Source organism: Massilia sp. Root133 (genome assembly GCF_001426525.1).
In the GTDB taxonomy this organism is placed as follows: domain Bacteria; phylum Pseudomonadota; class Gammaproteobacteria; order Burkholderiales; family Burkholderiaceae_D; genus Telluria; species Telluria orientalis.
The window spans coordinates 79,405-98,296 of sequence record NZ_LMEW01000036.1 but is presented as its reverse complement, the minus strand read 5'-3'; the positions used below and the strand labels follow the sequence as shown (position 1 = coordinate 98,296).

Annotated in this window: 18 protein-coding genes; 14 read left to right on the top strand and 4 right to left on the bottom strand. The window is 69.0% G+C overall.

The window, feature by feature from the left end:
• Window positions 1–9: 9 nt before the first annotated feature.
• Window positions 10–432, bottom strand: coding sequence for a DUF1810 domain-containing protein (locus ASD28_RS29680; RefSeq protein WP_056137112.1), 423 nt, complete (start codon window positions 430–432; stop codon window positions 10–12).
• 52 nt (window positions 433–484) lie between these two features.
• Here ASD28_RS29680 and ASD28_RS29675 point away from each other — a divergent pair, with 52 nt between their 5' ends.
• Together ASD28_RS29675 and ASD28_RS29670 are read left to right on the top strand one after the other, a co-directional pair.
• On the top strand, window positions 485–694 hold the full coding sequence (locus tag ASD28_RS29675) for a DUF3820 family protein (protein WP_056137110.1): 210 nt from the start codon (window positions 485–487) through the stop codon (window positions 692–694).
• Window positions 695–766: 72 nt separating this feature from the next.
• A complete protein-coding gene (locus ASD28_RS29670; protein ID WP_056137107.1) occupies window positions 767–1,180 on the top strand; it encodes an ester cyclase in 414 nt (137 codons plus the stop codon).
• A 12-nt stretch (window positions 1,181–1,192) separates the two neighbouring features.
• Here the strand turns inward: ASD28_RS29670 and ASD28_RS29665 are convergent, their stop codons facing one another.
• Window positions 1,193–1,630, bottom strand: a complete 438-nt coding sequence (locus tag ASD28_RS29665) for a MarR family winged helix-turn-helix transcriptional regulator (RefSeq protein ID WP_056137106.1) — start codon at window positions 1,628–1,630, stop codon at window positions 1,193–1,195.
• 155 nt (window positions 1,631–1,785) lie between these two features.
• Here ASD28_RS29665 and ASD28_RS29660 point away from each other — a divergent pair, with 155 nt between their 5' ends.
• From ASD28_RS29660 to ASD28_RS29630, 7 genes are all read left to right on the top strand, one after another.
• Window positions 1,786–2,487 (top strand): pirin family protein, encoded by a 702-nt coding sequence (locus ASD28_RS29660; RefSeq protein WP_056137105.1) that lies wholly within the window; start codon window positions 1,786–1,788, stop codon window positions 2,485–2,487.
• A 134-nt stretch (window positions 2,488–2,621) separates the two neighbouring features.
• Complete coding sequence (locus ASD28_RS29655; RefSeq protein WP_056137104.1) at window positions 2,622–3,002, top strand: response regulator transcription factor; 381 nt, start codon at window positions 2,622–2,624, stop codon at window positions 3,000–3,002.
• A gap of 10 nt (window positions 3,003–3,012) precedes the next feature.
• Window positions 3,013–4,107, top strand: coding sequence for a HEAT repeat domain-containing protein (locus ASD28_RS29650; RefSeq protein ID WP_056137103.1), 1,095 nt, complete (start codon window positions 3,013–3,015; stop codon window positions 4,105–4,107).
• Complete coding sequence (locus ASD28_RS29645; protein WP_156404005.1) at window positions 4,104–5,528, top strand: glycosyltransferase; 1,425 nt, start codon at window positions 4,104–4,106, stop codon at window positions 5,526–5,528. Before ASD28_RS29650 ends, ASD28_RS29645 begins: the two co-directional genes overlap by 4 nt.
• Window positions 5,528–7,159, top strand: coding sequence for a hypothetical protein (locus ASD28_RS29640; RefSeq protein ID WP_056137102.1), 1,632 nt, complete (start codon window positions 5,528–5,530; stop codon window positions 7,157–7,159). Before ASD28_RS29645 ends, ASD28_RS29640 begins: the two co-directional genes overlap by 1 nt.
• Window positions 7,160–7,261: 102 nt before the next feature.
• On the top strand, window positions 7,262–8,893 hold the full coding sequence (locus ASD28_RS29635) for a family 43 glycosylhydrolase (RefSeq protein WP_056137101.1): 1,632 nt from the start codon (window positions 7,262–7,264) through the stop codon (window positions 8,891–8,893).
• Between the two features lie 80 nt (window positions 8,894–8,973).
• A complete protein-coding gene (locus tag ASD28_RS29630) occupies window positions 8,974–11,142 on the top strand; it encodes a bifunctional diguanylate cyclase/phosphodiesterase (protein ID WP_056137100.1) in 2,169 nt (722 codons plus the stop codon).
• On the opposite strand, the gene ASD28_RS29625 is transcribed toward ASD28_RS29630, so the two are convergent.
• Window positions 11,115–13,400, bottom strand: coding sequence for a sensor histidine kinase (locus ASD28_RS29625; RefSeq protein WP_056137098.1), 2,286 nt, complete (start codon window positions 13,398–13,400; stop codon window positions 11,115–11,117). The genes ASD28_RS29630 and ASD28_RS29625 overlap by 28 nt on opposite strands.
• 215 nt (window positions 13,401–13,615) lie before the next feature.
• Between ASD28_RS29625 and ribA the strand changes: the two genes are divergently transcribed.
• The 4 genes from ribA to ASD28_RS29605 are packed head-to-tail and all read left to right on the top strand — an operon-like array spanning window position 13,616 to window position 17,358.
• Window positions 13,616–14,263: a GTP cyclohydrolase II gene (ribA, locus tag ASD28_RS29620; RefSeq protein WP_056137096.1), complete on the top strand. Its 648-nt coding sequence runs from the start codon at window positions 13,616–13,618 to the stop codon at window positions 14,261–14,263.
• A 38-nt stretch (window positions 14,264–14,301) separates the two neighbouring features.
• A complete protein-coding gene (locus ASD28_RS29615; protein ID WP_082577664.1) occupies window positions 14,302–15,726 on the top strand; it encodes a serine protease in 1,425 nt (474 codons plus the stop codon).
• Window positions 15,723–16,691 carry an FHA domain-containing protein gene (locus tag ASD28_RS29610; protein ID WP_056137095.1) on the top strand — a complete coding sequence of 323 codons (969 nt, stop codon included), beginning with the start codon at window positions 15,723–15,725 and terminating at the stop codon, window positions 16,689–16,691. The genes ASD28_RS29615 and ASD28_RS29610 overlap by 4 nt, the downstream gene beginning before the upstream one ends.
• A 19-nt stretch (window positions 16,692–16,710) precedes the next feature.
• On the top strand, window positions 16,711–17,358 hold the full coding sequence (locus ASD28_RS29605; RefSeq protein ID WP_056137093.1) for a dihydrofolate reductase family protein: 648 nt from the start codon (window positions 16,711–16,713) through the stop codon (window positions 17,356–17,358).
• A gap of 53 nt (window positions 17,359–17,411) precedes the next feature.
• Here ASD28_RS29605 and ASD28_RS29600 read toward each other — a convergent pair whose 3' ends face one another.
• Window positions 17,412–17,723 (bottom strand): hypothetical protein, encoded by a 312-nt coding sequence (locus ASD28_RS29600; protein WP_056137091.1) that lies wholly within the window; start codon window positions 17,721–17,723, stop codon window positions 17,412–17,414.
• A gap of 90 nt (window positions 17,724–17,813) precedes the next feature.
• On the opposite strand from ASD28_RS29600, the gene ASD28_RS29595 reads away from it, so the two are divergent.
• Window positions 17,814–18,887: a sensor histidine kinase gene (locus ASD28_RS29595; protein ID WP_229412319.1), complete on the top strand. Its 1,074-nt coding sequence runs from the start codon at window positions 17,814–17,816 to the stop codon at window positions 18,885–18,887.
• Window positions 18,888–18,892: the final 5 nt, after the last annotated feature.

The following is an 18,892-nucleotide window of genomic DNA, read 5'->3' as shown; positions in this document are numbered from 1 at the left end:
TCCGCGCGATCAGCCCAGCCGCTCCAGCGTGGCCGGGTCGGGACGGCCGTCGAAGAACTGGTCCAGGCAGGTCTGGAAGACCGCTTCGTGGGGCGCGACGTCGGCAAACAGGGTCATCGAGGAATGGAATTTCAGGTTGTCCGGGTGGCCGAAGATCTCGTCGACGCCACGGTCGTCGTGGCCCGCGACGGCCGTCGCGCAGGCGCGCAGGCGCGGGCCCAGCACGGGGTGCGCGAGATAGGCCGCGGCTTCGTCGGCGGAACGGATCGCGTAGCGCTGCGCCATCGCGCTGTGGCCCAGCCCCGCGATCTGCGGAAAGATGAACCACATCCAGTGAGTGCGCTTGTGGCCGGCGCGCAGCTCGGCCAGCGCCGCGTCGTAGACGCCGTGCTGGGCTTCCACGAAGCGTTCGAGATTGAAGTCGGTTGCCATCGAGTGTCCTCCTGACCGCATGCTACGCCATGTTTGTTAAAGTGGCGCCACCATGAAACCCGAACACCTCACCCTCCTCCTCACCCGCGAAATGCCCTACGGCAAGTACAAGGGCCGCACGATCGCCGACCTGCCCGGCCACTACCTGGGCTGGTTCGCCCGCGAAGGCTTTCCCAAGGGCGAGCTGGGCGAGCTGCTCGCCCTCATGTACGAACTCGACCATAACAACCTGCGCAGCCTGCTCGATCCGTTGAAGCGTTGAAGCGTTGACTATACAGTCCAGCCTGTATATTATCGGACGCGTCCACCGTCGGACAGTGACCGAGGAATTCCCATGCCCCATGCAGACCCGAAGGATGTCGTACGCCGTTTCAACCTGGATGTCATCGAGCGCGGCGACCGCGCGGCCTTCGAGGCGTTGATGCTGCCGTCGTTCGTCAACCGCACGGCGCCTCCCGGCGCGGCGGATGGCCCGGAAAGCATGTGGCAAACGTTCGACCACGTGCTGCGCCCGGCGCTGTCGGACCTGCGGGTCGAGATCCACGACCAGGTGGCGGAAGGCGCGAAGGTCACGTCGCGCAAGACCATCCGCGGCCGCCACACGGGCACGCTGCTGGGCGTCGCCGCGACGGGCCGCGACGTGGCGATCGACGTCATCGACATCGTCCGGGTCGAGGACGGCCGCTACGCCGAACACTGGGGCGTGAACACGCTGGCGGCCGTGCTGGCCGGCCTGCGCCAGGGCTGACCGGGGAAAAGCTCAGCGTGCCGGATCGGCCAGGCGCTCGATCAGGCGGACGGCCGCGCGCAGTTCGGCGCATTCGCCGGGCGTCAGCCGCTCTGCGATGGTGTCCGCGATGTGGGCGGCGCGCGTGGCGCGCATCGCGCGCAGCCGCTCGCGTCCCTGCGCCGTGACGGCGAACAGCACGCTGCGGCCGTCCTGCGGGTCCGGCGTGCGCTCGATGAGACCGTCTTCTTCCAGTTGCGCCGTCACGAGGCGCATGCTCTGGTGCTTGACGTTGCGGACCTGGGCCAGCGCGGCGATGTTCGCCGGGCCGCCACGGTCGAGCAGTTCCAGCGTGTCCGAACCGGCGGAACGGGGCGTGTCCGTGTCGTAGCGGACGGACCGCACGAACGCGCTCACGGCGCTGCGCAGCGCTTCGGCAAGGTCGACGACGTCGGGGCTCGGGCGGGTCATGGCTTTCCTTTAGACGGGGCGGGCGGAGTGTACCGCATGGGCCGGCACCATCATCGAATTTTTCGATGCAAGAACGGAAAATAACTCGTTTTTCAACAGCGCAGGCTGTCCCTATACTGGCTTCCATCGACACCCGAACACACAAGGAGCAGATCATGATGGAAGTCCGCAGGAGCGAAGAACGGGGCGCCGCCCACCACGGCTGGCTGATGTCCAAGCACAGCTTTTCGTTCGCAGATTATTTCGACCCGCGCCACAGCGGCTTCGGCCCGCTGCTGGTGATCAACGAAGACCGCGTCGCCCCGGGCGCCGGCTTCGGCACGCACGGCCACCGCGACATGGAGATCATCTCGTACGTGCTGGACGGCGCGCTGGAACACAAGGACAGCATGGGCACCGGCTCCGTGCTGCACTACGGCGACGTGCAGCGCATGAGCGCGGGCAGCGGCGTGCGCCACAGCGAGTTCAACGGGTCGAAGACGGATCCCGTGCACTTCCTGCAAATCTGGATCGAGCCGGACACGAAAGGCATCCCGCCCAGCTACGAGGAAAAGCATTTTTCGACCGACAGCAAGAAGGGCAAGCTGCGCCTGGTCGCCTCGCGCGACGGCCGCCAGGACACCGTGCTGATCCACCAGGACGCGTCGATCTACGCCGCCATCCTGGACGAAGGCGACAAGGTCGAACATGCGCTCGACAGCGAGCGCCTGGCCTACGTCCACGTGATCCGCGGCGACGTCACGGTCAACGGCGTGCCGCTGAAGGATGGCGATGCGCTCAAGATCGGTGGCGAGGAACGGGTCGTGTTCGACAAGGCCGAGGCGGCGGAACTCCTGCTGTTCGACCTGCCGGCCTGACCGGCTGCGTGCCAGACTGCCAACGGGTCGCAAAAAAGCGGCCGTTGGTAGTCGTGCGCCCGCCACAATCGCGCGTCGAATGTTAAATGCCCCCGGTATAATGAAGCCCTACAGCAACTTTCGACTCCAACAACATGAGCGCACAACCCAGCGTCCTCGTCGTCGAGGATGACGTCCACATCGCCCACGTCCTCGGCTTCATGCTCGAGCGCCAGGGTTATCGCGTCATCCACGTGGCCGACGGCCGCGCCGCCGTCCAGCACGTCGTGTCGCAGCCGGCGCCGGACCTCGTGCTGCTGGACGTGATGCTGCCGTACGTGGACGGGTTCGAGATCGTGGGCCTGATCCGCGCGCAGGCCGGCTGGGAAGCCGTCCCCGTCCTCATGCTGACAGCCAAGAACACGGAGCGCGACACCGTGCGCGCCCTCGACGCCGGCGCCAACGACTTCATCATCAAGCCGTTCCAGCCGCAGGAATTGCTGGCGCGCCTGCGCCGCTTCCTCGCAGTTTCGTGAACCCGCCCGCATGATCCTGCCGACGGGAGGCGAAATTCCCACCCACGCGCTGGCGGCCGCGTTCACGGCGCCCGCCGATCCGGTCCTGGCGGCGGCCTACTGGACGGGCATCGGCGCCCTCCTCCTGACCCTGCTCCTCGGCGCGCAGATCATCCGCCTGCGCATGGCCCTGCGCCGGCGCGAACGCCGCGCGGCGCGCGCGCTGGCGCGCTGGCGTCCCGTCCTGAATGCGGCCATCGTCGGCGAGACGCCCGCAACGCTGCCGTCGCTCGCCAAGGCGGAGCGTCCGCACTTCATCAAGCTGTGGGTCCATCTGCAGGCCTCGCTGCGCGGCGAAGCGGGCGCCGCCCTGAACGACGTCGCGCGCCGCCTCGGCGTGGAGCGCGACGCGCGCGCCATGCTCGCGCGCGGCCCGCGCACGGAACGCCTGCTCGCGACGCTTCTCCTGGGCCACCTGGGCGACCGCGACTCGTGGGACACGCTGCGCACGCTGGCCGAAAGCCCCGACGTGACCCTGTCGCTGTCCGCGCTGTGGGCGCTCGTGCGCATCGATCCGCACGCGGCCGCGGACTACCTCACGCCGCTGTTCGTCGCACGCGACGACTGGGCGATGTCGCACGTGGCCGGCATCCTGAAGGAAGCGAGCGCGCCCGTCGCCGGCGTGCTGGCGGACCTGCTGCCGGCCCTGCCGCCGGCGCGTTTGCCGCGCGCGCTGCGCATCGCGGAAGCGCTGCGCATCGACCTGCCGGCGGACACGCTGTCCGCAGCCCTCGCCAGCGCCGATCTCGAACTCGTGACGGCCGCGCTGCGCATCGTCGCCACGCCCGGCCTGCGCGACCAGGTGCGTGGCCTGCTCGCGCATGCGGACTGGCAGGTGCGCGTGCTGGCCGCCAAGGCGCTGGGCCGCATCGGCGAGGCATCCGACGTCGACCGCCTCACCGCCCTGCTGGCCGACCGCGAGTGGTGGGTGCGCTACCGCGCCGCGCAGGCCATCGTCGACCTGCCCTGGTTGGGGCGCGCCCAACTCGACGCCCTGCGGGCATCGCTCACCGACCGCTTCGCCGCCGACATCCTGGGCCAGGTCATCGCCGAAAGGGCCGCATGATGACGCACCACCTGCTCATCCAGTTCGTCACCTGGTTCGTCCTGTGCTACTTCATCCTGCTCAACGGCGGCTACCTCGTGCTGAACATGCTGTCGCTGCGCACGCTGCACCGCAAGGGCCAGGAAGAGATGCTCGACGATTTGCCGCGCGCCTATTCCGGCCTGGAGCCGCCCGTCAGCATCCTCGTGCCCGCGTATAACGAGGAAGCGACGATCGCGGCCTCGGTGCGCTCGATGCTGCAGCTGACGTATTCCGAATACGAAGTGCTGGTCGTGAACGACGGCTCGAAGGACGACACGCTCGCCGTGCTGAAGCGCGAATTCGGCCTGCTGCCCTTCCCCGAAGCCTACCGCCGCCAGATCAGGACGAAGGACATCCGCCAGGTCTACCGCTCCACGCGCTTCCCGAACCTGCGCGTGATCGACAAGGACAACGGCGGCAAGGCCGACTCGCTGAACGCGGGCATCAACGCCTCGCGCTACCCGCTCGTGTGCGGCGTGGACGCCGACTCGATCCTGCAGCGCGACAGCCTGGAAAAGGTCACGGAGCCGTTCCTGCGCGACCCGACCGTCGTCGCGACGGGCGGCACGATCCGCGTGGCCAACGGCTGCGAGGTGACGGGCGGTTTCCTCACGAAGGTCGGCCTGCCGAAGAACGTGTGGGCGCTGTTCCAGGTCGTGGAATACCTGCGCGCGTTCCTGTTCGGGCGGCTCGGCTGGTCGTCCGTGAACGGCATGCTGATCATCTCCGGCGCGTTCGGCGTGTTCCGCAAGGACACCGTGATCATGGCGGGCGGCTACCGTCCCGACACGATCGGCGAGGACATGGAACTGATCGTCCGCATGCACCGCCTGCTGCGCGAGAAGCGCCAGCCGTACAAGGTCGAATTCGTGCCCGATCCCGTGTGCTGGACCGAGGCGCCGGAAGACTACAAGACGCTGAAAAACCAGCGCATCCGCTGGCAGCGCGGCCTGGCCGAGAGCCTGAACGCCAACTGGGGCCTGATGTTTTCGCGCAACGGCGGCGTGCCGGGCTGGCTCGCCTTCCCGTTCATGCTGCTGTTCGAGTGGCTCGGCCCCCTCGTCGAAGTGGGCGGCTACATCTTCATGACCTGGTCGTTCCTCACGGGCGAGATCTCGTGGCAGGCGTTCACCACGTTCATGTTCGTCGCGATCGGCCTCGGCATCCTGCTGTCGGCCTCGGGGCTGCTGCTGGAAGAGATGTCCTTCCACATCTACCCGCGCGGCAAACAGCTGCTGGCGCTGGCCGCCGTCGTGCTGCTGGAGAACCTCGGCTATCGGCAACTCAACACGATGTGGCGCCTGATCGGCCTGTGGCGCTGGGTCATGCAGAAGGAATCGACGTGGGGTACGATGAAGCGCAAGGGCGACTGGCAGGCCAGCACGCCGAAAGGTCCCTGATGATCCATCGATTCCTGTTGCCCCTGCTCGCCATGTCCATGCCGGCCCACGCCGCCACGCTGCACCAGTGCGCCGCCGCGGCGGGAGGAACGGCGCGCTACGTCGTCGACGACCAGCCCCACAGGCCGGGCTGCACGAGCGTGGCGCTGCCGCCCGGCGCGCAGGTCGAGACGGTGTACCCGCTCGCGCCCGGCGAGACCCCGGAGAACACCATTTTCCTGCACGGCAACGTGGCCGACGGCCGCTTCGCCGTCAGCGAGCACGAACTGCCGTCGTCGAAACCGGGGCCCGAACGGCCGGAACCCATGCCCCTGCACGCGAACCTGCTCACGCGCATGCGCGCGCGCACGTTCGGCGTCGAGGAACGCGTGCAGGCGACATTGGCGGACGGCCGCCTGCAAGTGACCTGCCGCCCCGGCCAGCGCGCCGCCGGCGTGCTCCTCACGGGACCGTGGTTCATGACGCGCGCGAACGCGCTGCTGGCCGCCACCTGGACGGCGCAGGGCGGATCGTTCACGTGGCAGGTGGCCGACGATGCCCGCCGCGCGCGCGACGACGCGTTCGACCTGGGCATCGCCACGCCGGACGCGAAGGCCGCGCGCTTCGTGCTGCCGGCGCGACTGGACCGCGCCGGCTGGCGCCAGTTCGTGCTGTTGTGCCCCGCGACGCAGGCAAGCATCGACGTGGACGCGCTCGCGCTGGAACCGGCCGCGGCGTCCGCACCGGCACCCCGTTCGACGTGGGTCTGGCGCCCCGGCGACTGGATCGACGGCGGCCCTGCCCTGCTCGACTGGGCCGCGGCCCAGGGCATCGGCGAACTGTTCGTCACGGTGCCGCTGAAGGACGGCGCCGCCGTGCGCGCGCCCGACCTGCTGGCCGCGTTCGTGCGCCAGGCGGGCGCCAAGGGCATCGGCATCCATAGCGTCGACGGCGACCCGCACATGGTGCTGGCGGACGCCATCCCGGCCGTCGCGAAGCGCGTGCAGGCCTATGCGGCCTACAACGCCGCGCAGCCTCCGGAAGCCCGTTTGCGCGGCGTCCAGTTCGACGTGGAGCCCTATCTGCTGCCGGACAACGTGCTGCCCGCGGCCAGGCGCGACGCCGCCTATATCGACATGGCACGCGCCGTGAAAGCGGCGGCCGGCGAGACGCTGCGCGTGGAATTCGTCGTCCCGTTCTGGTGGGGCAAGAACCAGGCGCTGCTGGATGCGCTGGCGCCCCACGCGGACGGCCTCGCCGTGATGGATTACCGCACCGACCGCGAGCAGATCGTCGATTTCGCGATCCCGTTCCTCGACTGGGCCGGCGCCCACGGCCGCCGGGTGCGCATCGCGCTCGAAGCGGGGCCCATCGATCCGGAAGTCCAGCGCCGCTACGTGCGGGCCGCGGACGGTCCCGGCGACCTGCTGGCCGTGGACGTCGCCGGCCGCCAGGTGCTGGCCCTGCTGCGCCAGCCGCTCGCCGCGCCCGATGCCCGGGTCTACCGCCTGCAATCGACGCGCGCCATCGACGGCAGCGCCACCACCTTCCACAAGGACAAGGCCGCCCTGCTGCGCCTGTTGCCCGGCCTGGAAGCGGAATTCGGCGCGTGGGACGGCTTCGGCGGCATCGCCGTCCACGAGCTGCGGTAACGGCTTCGCGTCAACTGCGGCAAGCGCCGGCCGGCCTTGTCGATGAAATCGTTTTCATATAATCTTGACGACGATCGTCACGCACAAGACCTGGAGACCCGCTTGACCAACCCATCCCGCCGCAACGCCTTCAAAACCCTGCTGGCCGGCGCCGGCGCCGCATCGCTCCCCATCCTGCCCGCGCAAGCCGCTGCATCCGGAACCGCCGCCTGCGCGCCCGCCTTCCCGGGCTGGGGCCGCGGAATCGAAGGGCAGCGCAAGGCCGACCGCGGCGACGGCACGTACGTCAACCCGATCATCGCGGGCGACCACCCGGACCCGACGATCCTCAAGGACGGCAAGGACTATTACATGACCTTCTCGTCCTTCTTCTCGTACCCGGGCATCGTGATCTGGCATTCGACGGATCTCGTGAACTGGGCGCCCGTCGGCCCGGCCCTGAAAAAGCCGCTGGGCACGATCTGGGCGCTCGACCTGTGCAAGCACGACGGCCGCTACTTCATCTACATCCCGGCCGCGCCGGACGGCAATGCGTGGTCGATCTACGCCATCTGGGCCGACCGCATCGAGGGGCCGTGGAGCGACCCGGTCGATCTGAAAATCTCGGGCTGCATCGACCCGGGCCACGTCGTGGGCGAAGACGGCAAGCGCTACCTGTTCGTCAACGGCATCCGCCGCATCCGCCTCACGGACGACGGCCTCGCGACCGACGGCACCGTCGAACCGGCCTATCAACCGTGGCGCTATCCGGAAGACTGGGTCACGGAGAACTTCGCGCCGGAAGGCCCGAAGCTGCTGCGCCATGGCGACTACTTCTACCTGATCACGGCGGTGGGCGGCACGGCCGGTCCGGTGACGGGCCATATGGTGATCGCGGCCCGCTCGAAGTCGATCGACGGGCCGTGGGAGCACTGCCCGCATAACCCGCTCGTGCGCACGACCGGCACCAATGAACCGTGGTGGTCGCGCGGCCACGCGTCGCTCGTCGAGGGACCGGGCGGCGACTGGTGGATGATCTACCACGGCTACGAGAACGGTTACCGCACCCTGGGCCGCCAGACCTTGCTCGAGCCGATGGAATGGACGGCCGACGGCTGGTTCCGCGCGCAAGGCGGCGACCTTTCGAAGCCGATCAGGAAGCCGCGCGGCGGCAAGGCGGGGCCGAACGGCTTCGCGCTGTCCGACGATTTTTCGAAGGACCGCTTCGGCGTCCAGTGGTCGTTCCACGACCCGGCGCCGGACGAGATGACGCGCGTGCGCTTCGCGAACGGCGGCCTGGAAATCCGGGGCAAGGGATCGATGCCGGTCGACAGCACGCCGCTCACGTGCGGCGTCGGCGACCGGTCGTACGAGGCCGAGATCACGCTCGACCTGGCCGGCCCGGCCGAGGGCGGCCTGCTCCTGTACTACAACCCGAAGGCATTCGTCGGCGTGGGCTTCACGCCGGATACGGTCAAGACGTACCAGTACGCCGAGGAGCAGCCGTGGGCGCGGCGTCCGCAAGCGATTTCCAGCGTCCGCGTGCGCCTGACGAACGATGCGAACGTGGTGACCTTCCGTTACTCGTTCGACGGCGGCAAGACCTGGATCCTGCACGGCACGCGCATGGAAGTGTCGGGCATCCACCACAACGTGTTCGGCGGCTTCTTGAGCCTGAAAGTGGGCGTGTACGCGGCGGGCAAAGGAACCGTGCGCCTGCGTGATTTCCGCTACCACGCGCTGCCGTCGGGTTGACGCGACAAAAGCGGCCCGGGCGCGCGCCACGGGTGTTCCGGAACTGCTAGCATGCGCGGGAATCGTAACCAAAAGTCCACATGACCGCGAACCCGCCAAGCACCCGCCGCGCCGGCGACGTCCCCGACGACGCCCAACGCCGCTTCGACGATCTGCTCGCCCACCTGCCGGCCGGCGTCGTGATGCACGATGCCGCGGGCCGCGTGGTGGCGGCCAACCGCCAGGCGCTGGCGCTGCTCGGGCGCACCGAGTGCGAGGCGCAGGAAGCGCCGGGCGGCGACGACGCCTGGCATTTCGTGCGCGCGGACGGCTCGCGCATGCCGCCCTCCGAATATCCCGTGAACGCGGTGCTGCGCACGGGCGCCAAGGTATCGGACTTCGTCGTCGGCGTGTCCCGCCCGGCCCACGGCGACGTGCGCTGGGCGATCTGCAACGCGTATCCGGAGCGCGACGAGCATGGCGCCATCCACCGCGTCGTCGTCTGCTTCACGGACTGCACGGCCCTCAAGGACGCGGAACAGTCGCTGCACAAGTCCGAGGAGCGCATGCGTCTCGCGCTGCAGGGCTCGACCGATGCGCCGTGGGACTGGGACCTCGTCACGGGCGAACTCTATTACTCGGCGCGCTACTGGGAAATGCTCGGTTACGTGCCCGGCGAGATGCGGGCCGATCCCGAGGCATGGGTGCGCCTGACGCATCCCGAAGACCGCGCCTGGGTGGCCGCGTTCCTGGAAGACTTGCTGGCCGGCCCGCGCCAGGCCTACAGCATCGAATTCCGCCTGCTCCACCGCGACGGCCACTACGTCCCCGTGCTGAGCCGCGGTTTCATCCTGCGCGACGGCACCGGCAAGGCGCTGCGCCTGTCCGGCACGAATACCGACCTCACGGAACGCAAGGAGGTCGAACACCGCATCCACGAACTGGCGTACTTCGACCAGTTGACGGGCCTGCCGAACCGGCGCTTCCTGATCGACGAGCTGGGGCAGATCCTCGCGCGCAACGGCCGCGCGGGCCGCCACGGCGCCCTGCTGTTCCTCGACCTCGACAACTTCAAGCTGCTGAACGACACGATGGGGCACGACGTCGGCGACCTGCTGCTGCGCGAGGTGGCGCGGCGGCTGCGCCGGGCGCTGCGCGAAGGCGATCACCTGGCGCGCCTGGGCGGCGACGAGTTCGTGATCGTGCTGGAAAACCTGGGCGCCAGCCCGGACGAGGCGACTGTCGAAGTCCATGCCGTGGGCCGCAAGATCCTCGACGTACTGGGCGAGCCGTTCGAGCTGGCCGGGCGCCAGTGCGCCAGCAGCCCGAGCATCGGCGTCACCCTGTTCGACGGCGCGCCCACCAGCATCGACGCGCTGCTGCGCCAGGCCGACCTCGCGATGTACCGCGCCAAGGAAGAGGGCCGCAACACGCTGCGCTTCTTCGATCCCGGCATGCAGGCGGCCGTCGACCGTCAGGCCGCGCTGTCGGCCGCGTTGCGCACCGGCCTCGCGCGGCGCCAGTTCGTGCTGTACTTCCAGCCGCAGTTCGGCCATGACGGGAGTCTCGTCGGCGCGGAGGCGCTCGTGCGCTGGCAACGCGGCGTCGATGAAGTGGTGGCCCCGGGCGAATTCATCGGCGCGGCCGAATCCGGCGGCCTGATCGCCGCGCTGGGGATGGACGTGCTGGAACAGGGCTGCCACGCGCTCGCGCGCTGGGCCAGGGCGCCGCATCTCTCCAGGTTGAAGCTCGCGGTGAACATCAGCGTGCACCAGTTGCGCGACCCGGATTTCCCGCACGCCGTCGCCACCCTGCTGGCCGCGACGGGCGCGCCCGCCGACCGCCTCACGCTGGAACTGACGGAGAGCGTCTTCGCGCGCAACCCGGACGACCTGGTCGACCGCATGCAGCAGCTGCGCAGGCTCGGCGTGCACTTCGCGCTGGACGATTTCGGCACCGGCTATTCGTCGCTGGCCTACCTGGCCCGCTTTCCGCTGGCGGCGCTGAAGATCGACCGCTCGTTCGTGCAGGACGTCGACCACGACCCGAACGCGTCGTCGATCGTCGAAGCGATCATCGCACTGGCACGCAAGCTGCATCTGGCGACGATCGCCGAAGGCGTCGAACTGGATGCGCAGCACGCGTTCCTGGCCGCGCACGGCTGCGACGTGATGCAGGGCTATCTGCTGGGCCGCCCCGTCGCCATGGACGAATTCGAGCGGCGCTACGGCCGCGCGCAGGCTCAGGCCGCGAGCGGGAGCTCGACGTAGAACGTGGTGCCGATGCCCTCGGCGCTGTCGAACCAGATATTCCCGCCGAGTTCCTCGACGATCGTCTTGCAGATCGACAGGCCGAGGCCCGTGCCGCCCTGGCGGCGCGAATCGGCGCCGTCGGCCTGGGCGAAGCGCTGGAACACGCGCTCGCGGAACGCTTCCGGAATGCCCGCGCCTTCGTCGGCCACGGCCAGGCGTACGTGCTCCGCGCCCGCTTCGACCTGCGTGCGCACGGTAGATCCCGGCTCGGAAAACTTGATCGCGTTCGACAGCAGGTTCGTGAGCACCTGGGCCAGGCGGTCGCGGTCGACGTCCACGCGTGCGTGTTCCGCGCCGGGCGCCGCCACGCACGAGAGTTCGATGCCGGACTGCGTGGCGAAGCTCTGCATCGCGGCGACGGCATCCTCCGCCAGCGGCAGCAGCGGCTGCACTTCCTTCTCGAACGCCATGCTGCCGGCGTCCATCTTCTGGATGTCCAGCACGTCGCCGACCAGGCGCACGAGGCGTCCCGAGCTCGCGTTGGCGACGTCCACGAGGCCTTTCGCATCGGGCGGCAGCTCGCCCGCCATGCCGTCGGCCAGCAGCGCCAGCGACGCCGAAATCGCCGTCAGCGGCGTGCGCAGTTCGTGCGACACGGTCGACACGAATTCGTCCTTCATCCGTTCGACTTCCTTGCGCGCCGAGATGTCGTGCACGAACGCGGAGAAGAACAGGCCGTCGCCCGTGCCGGCCAGGCCCAGCGTCATTTCGACGGGGATTTCGCGGCCGTCGCGCGCGAGCAGGATGCGTTCGACGCGCTGGCCGAGGATGTCCAGTTCGCCCGTCTCGAGGAAGCCGGAGAGCAGTTCGCGCGAGCGGGCGCGGAAGCGCTCCGGCATCACGAGTTCCGAGACGACGCGCCCCAGCGCCTCGTCGCGCGACCAGCCGAGCATCTTCTCGGCCGCCGAGTTCCAGTCGCAGATGCGGCCGCGCATGTCGATGCCGACGAACGCATCCTGCGCCGTCTCGATGATGGTGGCGATGCGCTGCTCGTTGGCGCGCACGCTCGCCAGGGCCTGTTCCAGCTCGCGCGTGCGCTGGGTGACGCGCGCTTCCAGCGTCGCGTTCAAGTCTTCCAGCGCGCGCCGGCGCCGCACGAGGTTCGCCACCAGGGCGTTCAGCGTGGTGGCCAGCGCGCGCACCTCCGCGTAACCGCCCCGCCGGATTTCGATGGGAGTCGTCTCGCCCGCGCGGATGCGCTGCGCGGCATCGGCCAGGTCGCCCAGCGGCCGCGTGATGCGGCGCGCCAGCCACATGCCCGCCAGCGAAAATGCGCCCGCCAGCACCACGCCGGAGGCCAGGCCGTATTCGCGCAGGCGGCGCACGGGGGCGAACGCGTCGTCGACGTTCTGGCGCACGAGCACGGTCCAGCCCAGGCCGGGATACGCGCCGTAGCCGTGACCCAACTGGTAGCCGACGAGGTACGAACGGCCGTCCGGCCAGGTCTCGACGACGTAGCCACCGCGCCGCTGCGCATGGGCGGCCTTCAGGCTCGGCAGGGTCAGGCGCCGGCCCGCCACGTCGGCCGGTCCGAGCAGCACGTTGCCGTCCGCATCCACGATCAACGCCTCGACCTGGCGCCTTGCGGCAATCCCGGCCATCACGGAACGCTCGACGTCGCGCGCCCATTGCCAGGACAGGTGCGCGCCCAGCACGCCGCGCGTCACGCCCTCGTCGTCGACGTAGGGAAAGGCGACGTCGACGAAGCGCCAGGGCTCGTCCTGCCTGGGCAGGTAGCGCGCGAGCAGCACGGCTTCGTGCACGTCGCCCGCGTGGATGCCGCGCAGGGCATTGCGGAACCACGGGCGCTTGGACACGTCCGCGCCTTCCAGCAGGCCCTCGGCCGAGACCTGCACCTTGCCATCCAGGCCGGCCAGGCCGATCCAGCTGTAGTAACCGAGGCTGTGCTGGATGCCGTCCAGCGTGGCGCGGCGGCGCTCCTGCGGCTGCCCTTCGGCCAGCACACGGCGCCGGGCCAGCAGGCTCACTTCGCGGTAGCGTTCGAACATCCCGCGTTCCAGCTTGTCGGACGTCTGCATCGCCAGCTCGGCCAGGCCGTGGCCGATGCTCGTCTGCACCTGTTCCGCCGACTTGCGTTCGATGATGGACGTCAGCACCAGCGTGAGGACGACGGACAGCAGCACGAAAGCGAGGGCGAGCCAGGCGCCGAGGGCGCGCGGGAGCAGGCGGCGGATGGATTTCAGGGGATTTGGCATGGCGATTTGGAGCCTAGCACAGCCAAGATTCCGTGCGGGAATTGTGTTGCACCACGTGAACACCCGCGATGCATTGTTGTATTTCCGACCAGCAGCACCCATATCGGATGGAGAGGCGGACGGGCCGCGAAGGGGCCGATTACACGGCCATGTCCGATTTCCGGTAAACTCGCCTGTTACGTAACCATTATTCGCGCTATCGCCCAGGAAAAGCCATGCAAGACAATGCCACCGCGCCGTCCAACCTCGTCGACTACGTCACGTCGTGCTCCCTGCCGACGCCATGGGCGCAGTTCACCCTGCATGCGTTCGTCGAGCATTCGACCGGCAAGGAGCATCTGGCGATGACGCTGGGCGACCTGTCCACGGGCGACGCCCCGCTGGCGCGCATCCACTCCGAATGCCTGACGGGCGACGTGATGTTCTCGCAGCGCTGCGACTGCGGCGCCCAGCTGGAATCCGCGCTGCGCCGCATCGCCGACGAAGGCCGCGGCATCCTGCTGTACCTGCGCCAGGAAGGCCGCGGCATCGGCCTCGTGAACAAGATTCGCGCCTACCGCCTGCAGGAAGCCGGTGCCGACACGGTCGAGGCGAACCTGCAGCTGGGCTTCCACGCCGACGCGCGCAACTATGAACTCGTGCTGCCGATGCTGGAACAGTTCGGCATCGAGGCCGTGCGCCTGATGACGAACAACCCGCGCAAGATCGACGCCCTCGGCAAACTGGGCATCAAGGTCGCCGAGCGCGTGCCGCTGCTCGTCAACCGCAACGTCTACAACGAGAATTACCTGAACACCAAGCAGGCCAAGCTGGGTCACATGATGACCTCGGCCACCGAAGCGGTGCTCGACGGCGAAGCGTAATCCCTCGCCGCGGGCGGTTCTGGCAAGATGGAGGCACCATGCGCCTCCCATCCGCCGCCCTTGCCGCCCTCGTCTTCGGCGCCGCCGCTTCGCTTGTCGCCGCTTCACTAGCCGGTGCTGCGGGCAAGGCGGACCAGCGCGCGAAACCGGCGCCGCAGCCACCGCTCGTGATCCCGCCCGCCACGCCGCCCGCGACGACGCCACCCGCGCCCGGCCCCGGCGAGACGGACGAAACGGCCGCCCTGCCCACGCCCTCCAGCGCCGCGCAAACCCTCTATTCCGCCGCCAGCGCCGACCTGCTGCAGATCCGCATGTTGCTGCGCAACGGCCGCAGCCAGTCCAGCGTCGGCTCCGGCTTCCTCGTCGGCACGGGCAACCTCGTGCTGACCAATTACCACGTCGTGTCGCAGATGGCGCTCGACCCGGACGTCTACCTCGGCGAATACGTCGACACGGACGGCAAGAGCGGCCCCATCGAACTGCTTGCGGTGGACGTGCTGCACGACCTGGCCGTCGTGCGCGTAAACCGCAACGGCACGGGCTTTTTCCAGGTCGGCGACAAGCCCGTGAAACTCGTGCAGGGCCAGTACCTGTATTCGCTCGGCAATCCGCTCGACCTCGGCTTCGCGATCTCGGAAGGCTCGTACAACGGCATCGTCACGCGCAGCTTCTATGAGCAGCTGATTTTCACGGGCCCCATCAACTCCGGGATGAGCGGCGGGCCCAGCGTGACCGCGGCCGGCGTCGTGGCGGGCGTGAACGTCTCCAAGCGCCGCGACGGCGAGCTGGTCAGCTTCCTCGTGCCCGTCAAGTATGCGCAGGCGCTGCTGCGGCAGGCGTCGGCGCAGCCGCGTCCGCCCAAGGATTTCAATCCGCTGATCGGGCAGCAATTGCTGGCGCACCAGCGCGCGCTGATCGACCGCCTGCTGGCCGAGCCGCTGTCGATGCGCGCGATGGGGCCGTACCAGGTGCCCGTGCGCGAATCGCAGCAGTTGCGCTGCTGGGGCCGCTCGAACTTCCGCGCCGAGGCCGAGTACACGGTCGACTCCGTCAGCTGCGCGATGGAAGCGGCGATCTACGTGTCGGATACGCAGCAGACGGGCCACGTGTCGATGACGCACCAGGTGCTCCGTTCGAGTTCCCTGCACCCGCTGCAGTTCGCCGTGCTGGCAAGCAGCCGGTTTCGCGTCGACAGCATCGGCACCGGCCGCGACACGCGCCTGACGCGGCCCGCCTGCGCCGAGATGTTCGTGCACACGGCGACCTTGCCCGTGCGCGCCGTGACGTGCGTGCGCGCCTACCGCAAGTTCGCCGGGCTGTACAACTTCACGTTGCTGGCCGCCAGCACGGACGATCCGCACGCCAGCCTGCAGAGCCGGCTCGACCTGGCGGGCGTCTCGTACGAGAACGGCATGCGCGCGACGCGGGCATTTTTATCGGCACTTGGACGGAGCCGCAGATGAACGGCCCATGGTTCGTCGAGCTGCTGGCCAGGAACGGCGACGTGCTGCACCGCCAGCGCGTCGACGGCCTGCCGATCCGCATCGGGCGCGGCTACGACAACGACGTGATCCTCGACGACGACTACGCGGCCGCGGCGCACGCCGTCGTCGAGCAGGATGCATCCGGCCGGCTGCTGCTGCACGACCTGGGCACCCGCAACGGCATCGTCATCCAGGGCAAGCGCCGGCAGGACGCCGAGCTGACGGGCGGCACGGTCGTCCGCATCGGCCACACGGCGCTGCGCGTGCGCGCGGCCGACTTCCCCGTCGTGCCGGAACTCCTCGACCGCACGTTCCACGGCTGGGAAGGCGTGCTGCCCGCCGCCGCGGGCCTGGCGCTCGCGGGCGGCGTGGCCCTGCTGGCGCGCTGGCTCAGCGACACGGAATATTTCCAGCTGGCGCGCTACGCGGAGGCGCTCGCGGGCGGACTCGCGGCCGCGCTGCTGTGGGGCGGCATCTGGGCGTGCGCCAACCGGCTGTTCGCGCGCCACGCGCGGCTGGGCCGGCACGTGTTCGTGTTCGGCTGCGGCGCCGCGGCCCTCGCCGGCTATGCGCTGCTGGGCAGCACGCTCGGCTACGCCTTGTCCGCCGAAGGGTTCACGCATTACGCCTCGCACGTCGCCACAGTGCTGCTGGCCGGGATGATTTATTTTCACCTGTGCACGATTCGCCCCCGCAATCGCACCCGCTACCGCTGGGTCTGCGCCGGCCTTGCCGTGCTATGCTCCGGGCTGATTCTGGCTGGCAATGTGCAGCGCACGGGCCGTCTATCGGACGAGTTGTACATGTCCGTGCTGATGCCGCCCGCCATCCGCGTGAGCCCCGACCATGGCGTGGACGAGTTCATGCGCGACGTGGAAGCGATGAAGGGCCCGCTCGACCGTAGCCGCGGGCGCAAGCCGGGCGATGACGAGATCAACGATTGACGCACGGAGGAGACGAACGATGTCCAGACTGAAGGTCCAGAGCTTTTCCATTTCCCTCGACGGCTTTGGCGCCGGCCCGAACCAGAGCCTGCAGAATCCGATGGGCGAAGGCGCCGGCGGCTTGCATCAGTGGTTCCGCGGCACGCGCACGTTCCAGCGCATGCTGGGCGATGCATCGAAGGGAACCGATGGTCCGGACGAGGACTTCGCCGCGCGTGGCTTCGAGAATGTCGGCGCGTGGATCCTGGGCCGCAACATGTTCGGTCCCGTGCGCGGCCCGTGGCCGGACGACGAGTGGAAAGGCTGGTGGGGCGACGAGCCGCCCTACCATGTGCCCGTGTTCGTGCTCACGCACCACGCCCGGCCCCCGCTCGAGATGAAGGGCGGCACGACCTTCTACTTCGTCACGGACGGCATCGAGGCCGCCCTCGCCCGCGCAAAAGAAGCCGCGGGCGGCAAGGACGTGCGCCTGGGCGGCGGCGTATCGACCGTCCGGCAATACCTGCAGGCGGGTCTCGTGGACGAGATGCACCTGGCCATCTCGCCCGTGCTGCTGGGATCCGGCGAAGCGCTGCTGGCCGGCATCGACCTGCCCGCGCTCGGGTTCAAGGTCGCCGGGCATGTGGCGACGGAGGCGGCCACGCATGTGGTGTTGAGCAAGGAGTAAGATCCTGCGACGCTAGCACGTCGCCCCCGCGCAGGCGGGAACGACGGTGGTTCCTACGTCAACGGGATCGTCAGCCGCGCGATCTCGACCGAGCCGCCCTCGTCGAAGATGGGACAGCGCTCGCCGATCTCGACGGCTTCGTTGAAATCCGCCGCCTCGACGACCGAATAGCCGCACAGCGAACTGGCGGATTCCTTCGGCCCGAGCAGGCGGCGCGGCACGTCGACGGCGCTGTGCGTGAGGCTGCCGCGCTCGAGGACGCGCGAACCCATGCCGTCGAACCACGCGGCCCAGCGCGACAAATCGTGGCGCGTATCCGCATCGGCGCCCGGTTTGCCGTGGTACACGAACAGGAAACGTTCCATGGCTTTCTCCTGGGGTTGGTTTGATCGGCTCGACGTTAGCAGAAGCGCGGCGGCCGCGACGCACCTGTGCCTTTTGACAATCTCTCGGTGATGGCCGATTATCCCCGCATGACCTTCCTGCGCCGCAACGCCGTCTTCGTGTCCGCGTGGATCCTGTTCTGGATCCTGATGATGCTCGTCGCCGTGCAGGACTTCATGCGCAACGAGCACAGCCACGCGATCTGGAAACCGCTGCTGTGGGAAGGGTCGTCGGCGCTCGTCGTGACCCTGCTCGCCCTCGTGCAGTTGCGCTGGTCGCACACGGACGACCATCTGCTCGGGACGCCCTGGCGCTGGTTCGCGCGCCAGTCGCGCTGGCTGTCGATGTACTGGATCGCGTTCGTCCCCCTCGCCTTCAGCCTGCGCCATGGCGTGTATGCGCTCGTCGGCGAAACCTACCGGCACGACCCCGTGCCGCAGCTGTTCCTGTACGAATCGATGAAGATCACGATCTTCTTCGGCCTGTTCATGGCGATCCGCTTCGGCGTGCAGTCCTACCGCGCCCTGCTCGACGCGCGGCTGCGCGCGGAACGTTCGAACACGCTGCTGCGCCAGGCGCAATTGCAGCGGCTGGGCCAGCAGATGCAGCCGCATTTCCTGTTCAACGCGTTGAACACGGTGTCGGCACTGATCTGGACGGACCCGGTCCGCGCTGACGCGACGCTCACGCAACTGGCCGATGTGCTGCGCGAAACGCTGGCCCTGGGCGACCGCCACGCGGCGCCGCTCGCCACCGAGTTGCGCCTCGCGCGCGGGTACGCGGACGTGATGGCCGAGCGCTTCGCCGACCGCGTGGCCATCGCGTGGCAGGTCGACGACGCGCTGCTCGACCGCGAAGTGCCCGTGATGAGCCTGCAGCCGCTGCTGGAAAACGTGTTCAAGCACACGGTCGAGCGGCGCCGCGGGCAGACGCACATCGCCGTCTCCGTCCGCCGCGAGGGCGACGAGATCGTGCTGGGCGTCGAGGACGATGCCGGCAAGCTGGCCGCGACGGAACGCCCCGGCGGCATCGGCTTGTCGAACCTGCGCGCCCGCATCCAGGCACTGTACGGCGACGCGGGCCGGCTCGACATTACGGCGCGGCCGCAAGGGGGCGTGCGCGCGGAGATGAGGTTGCCTTGCTGAGGTTC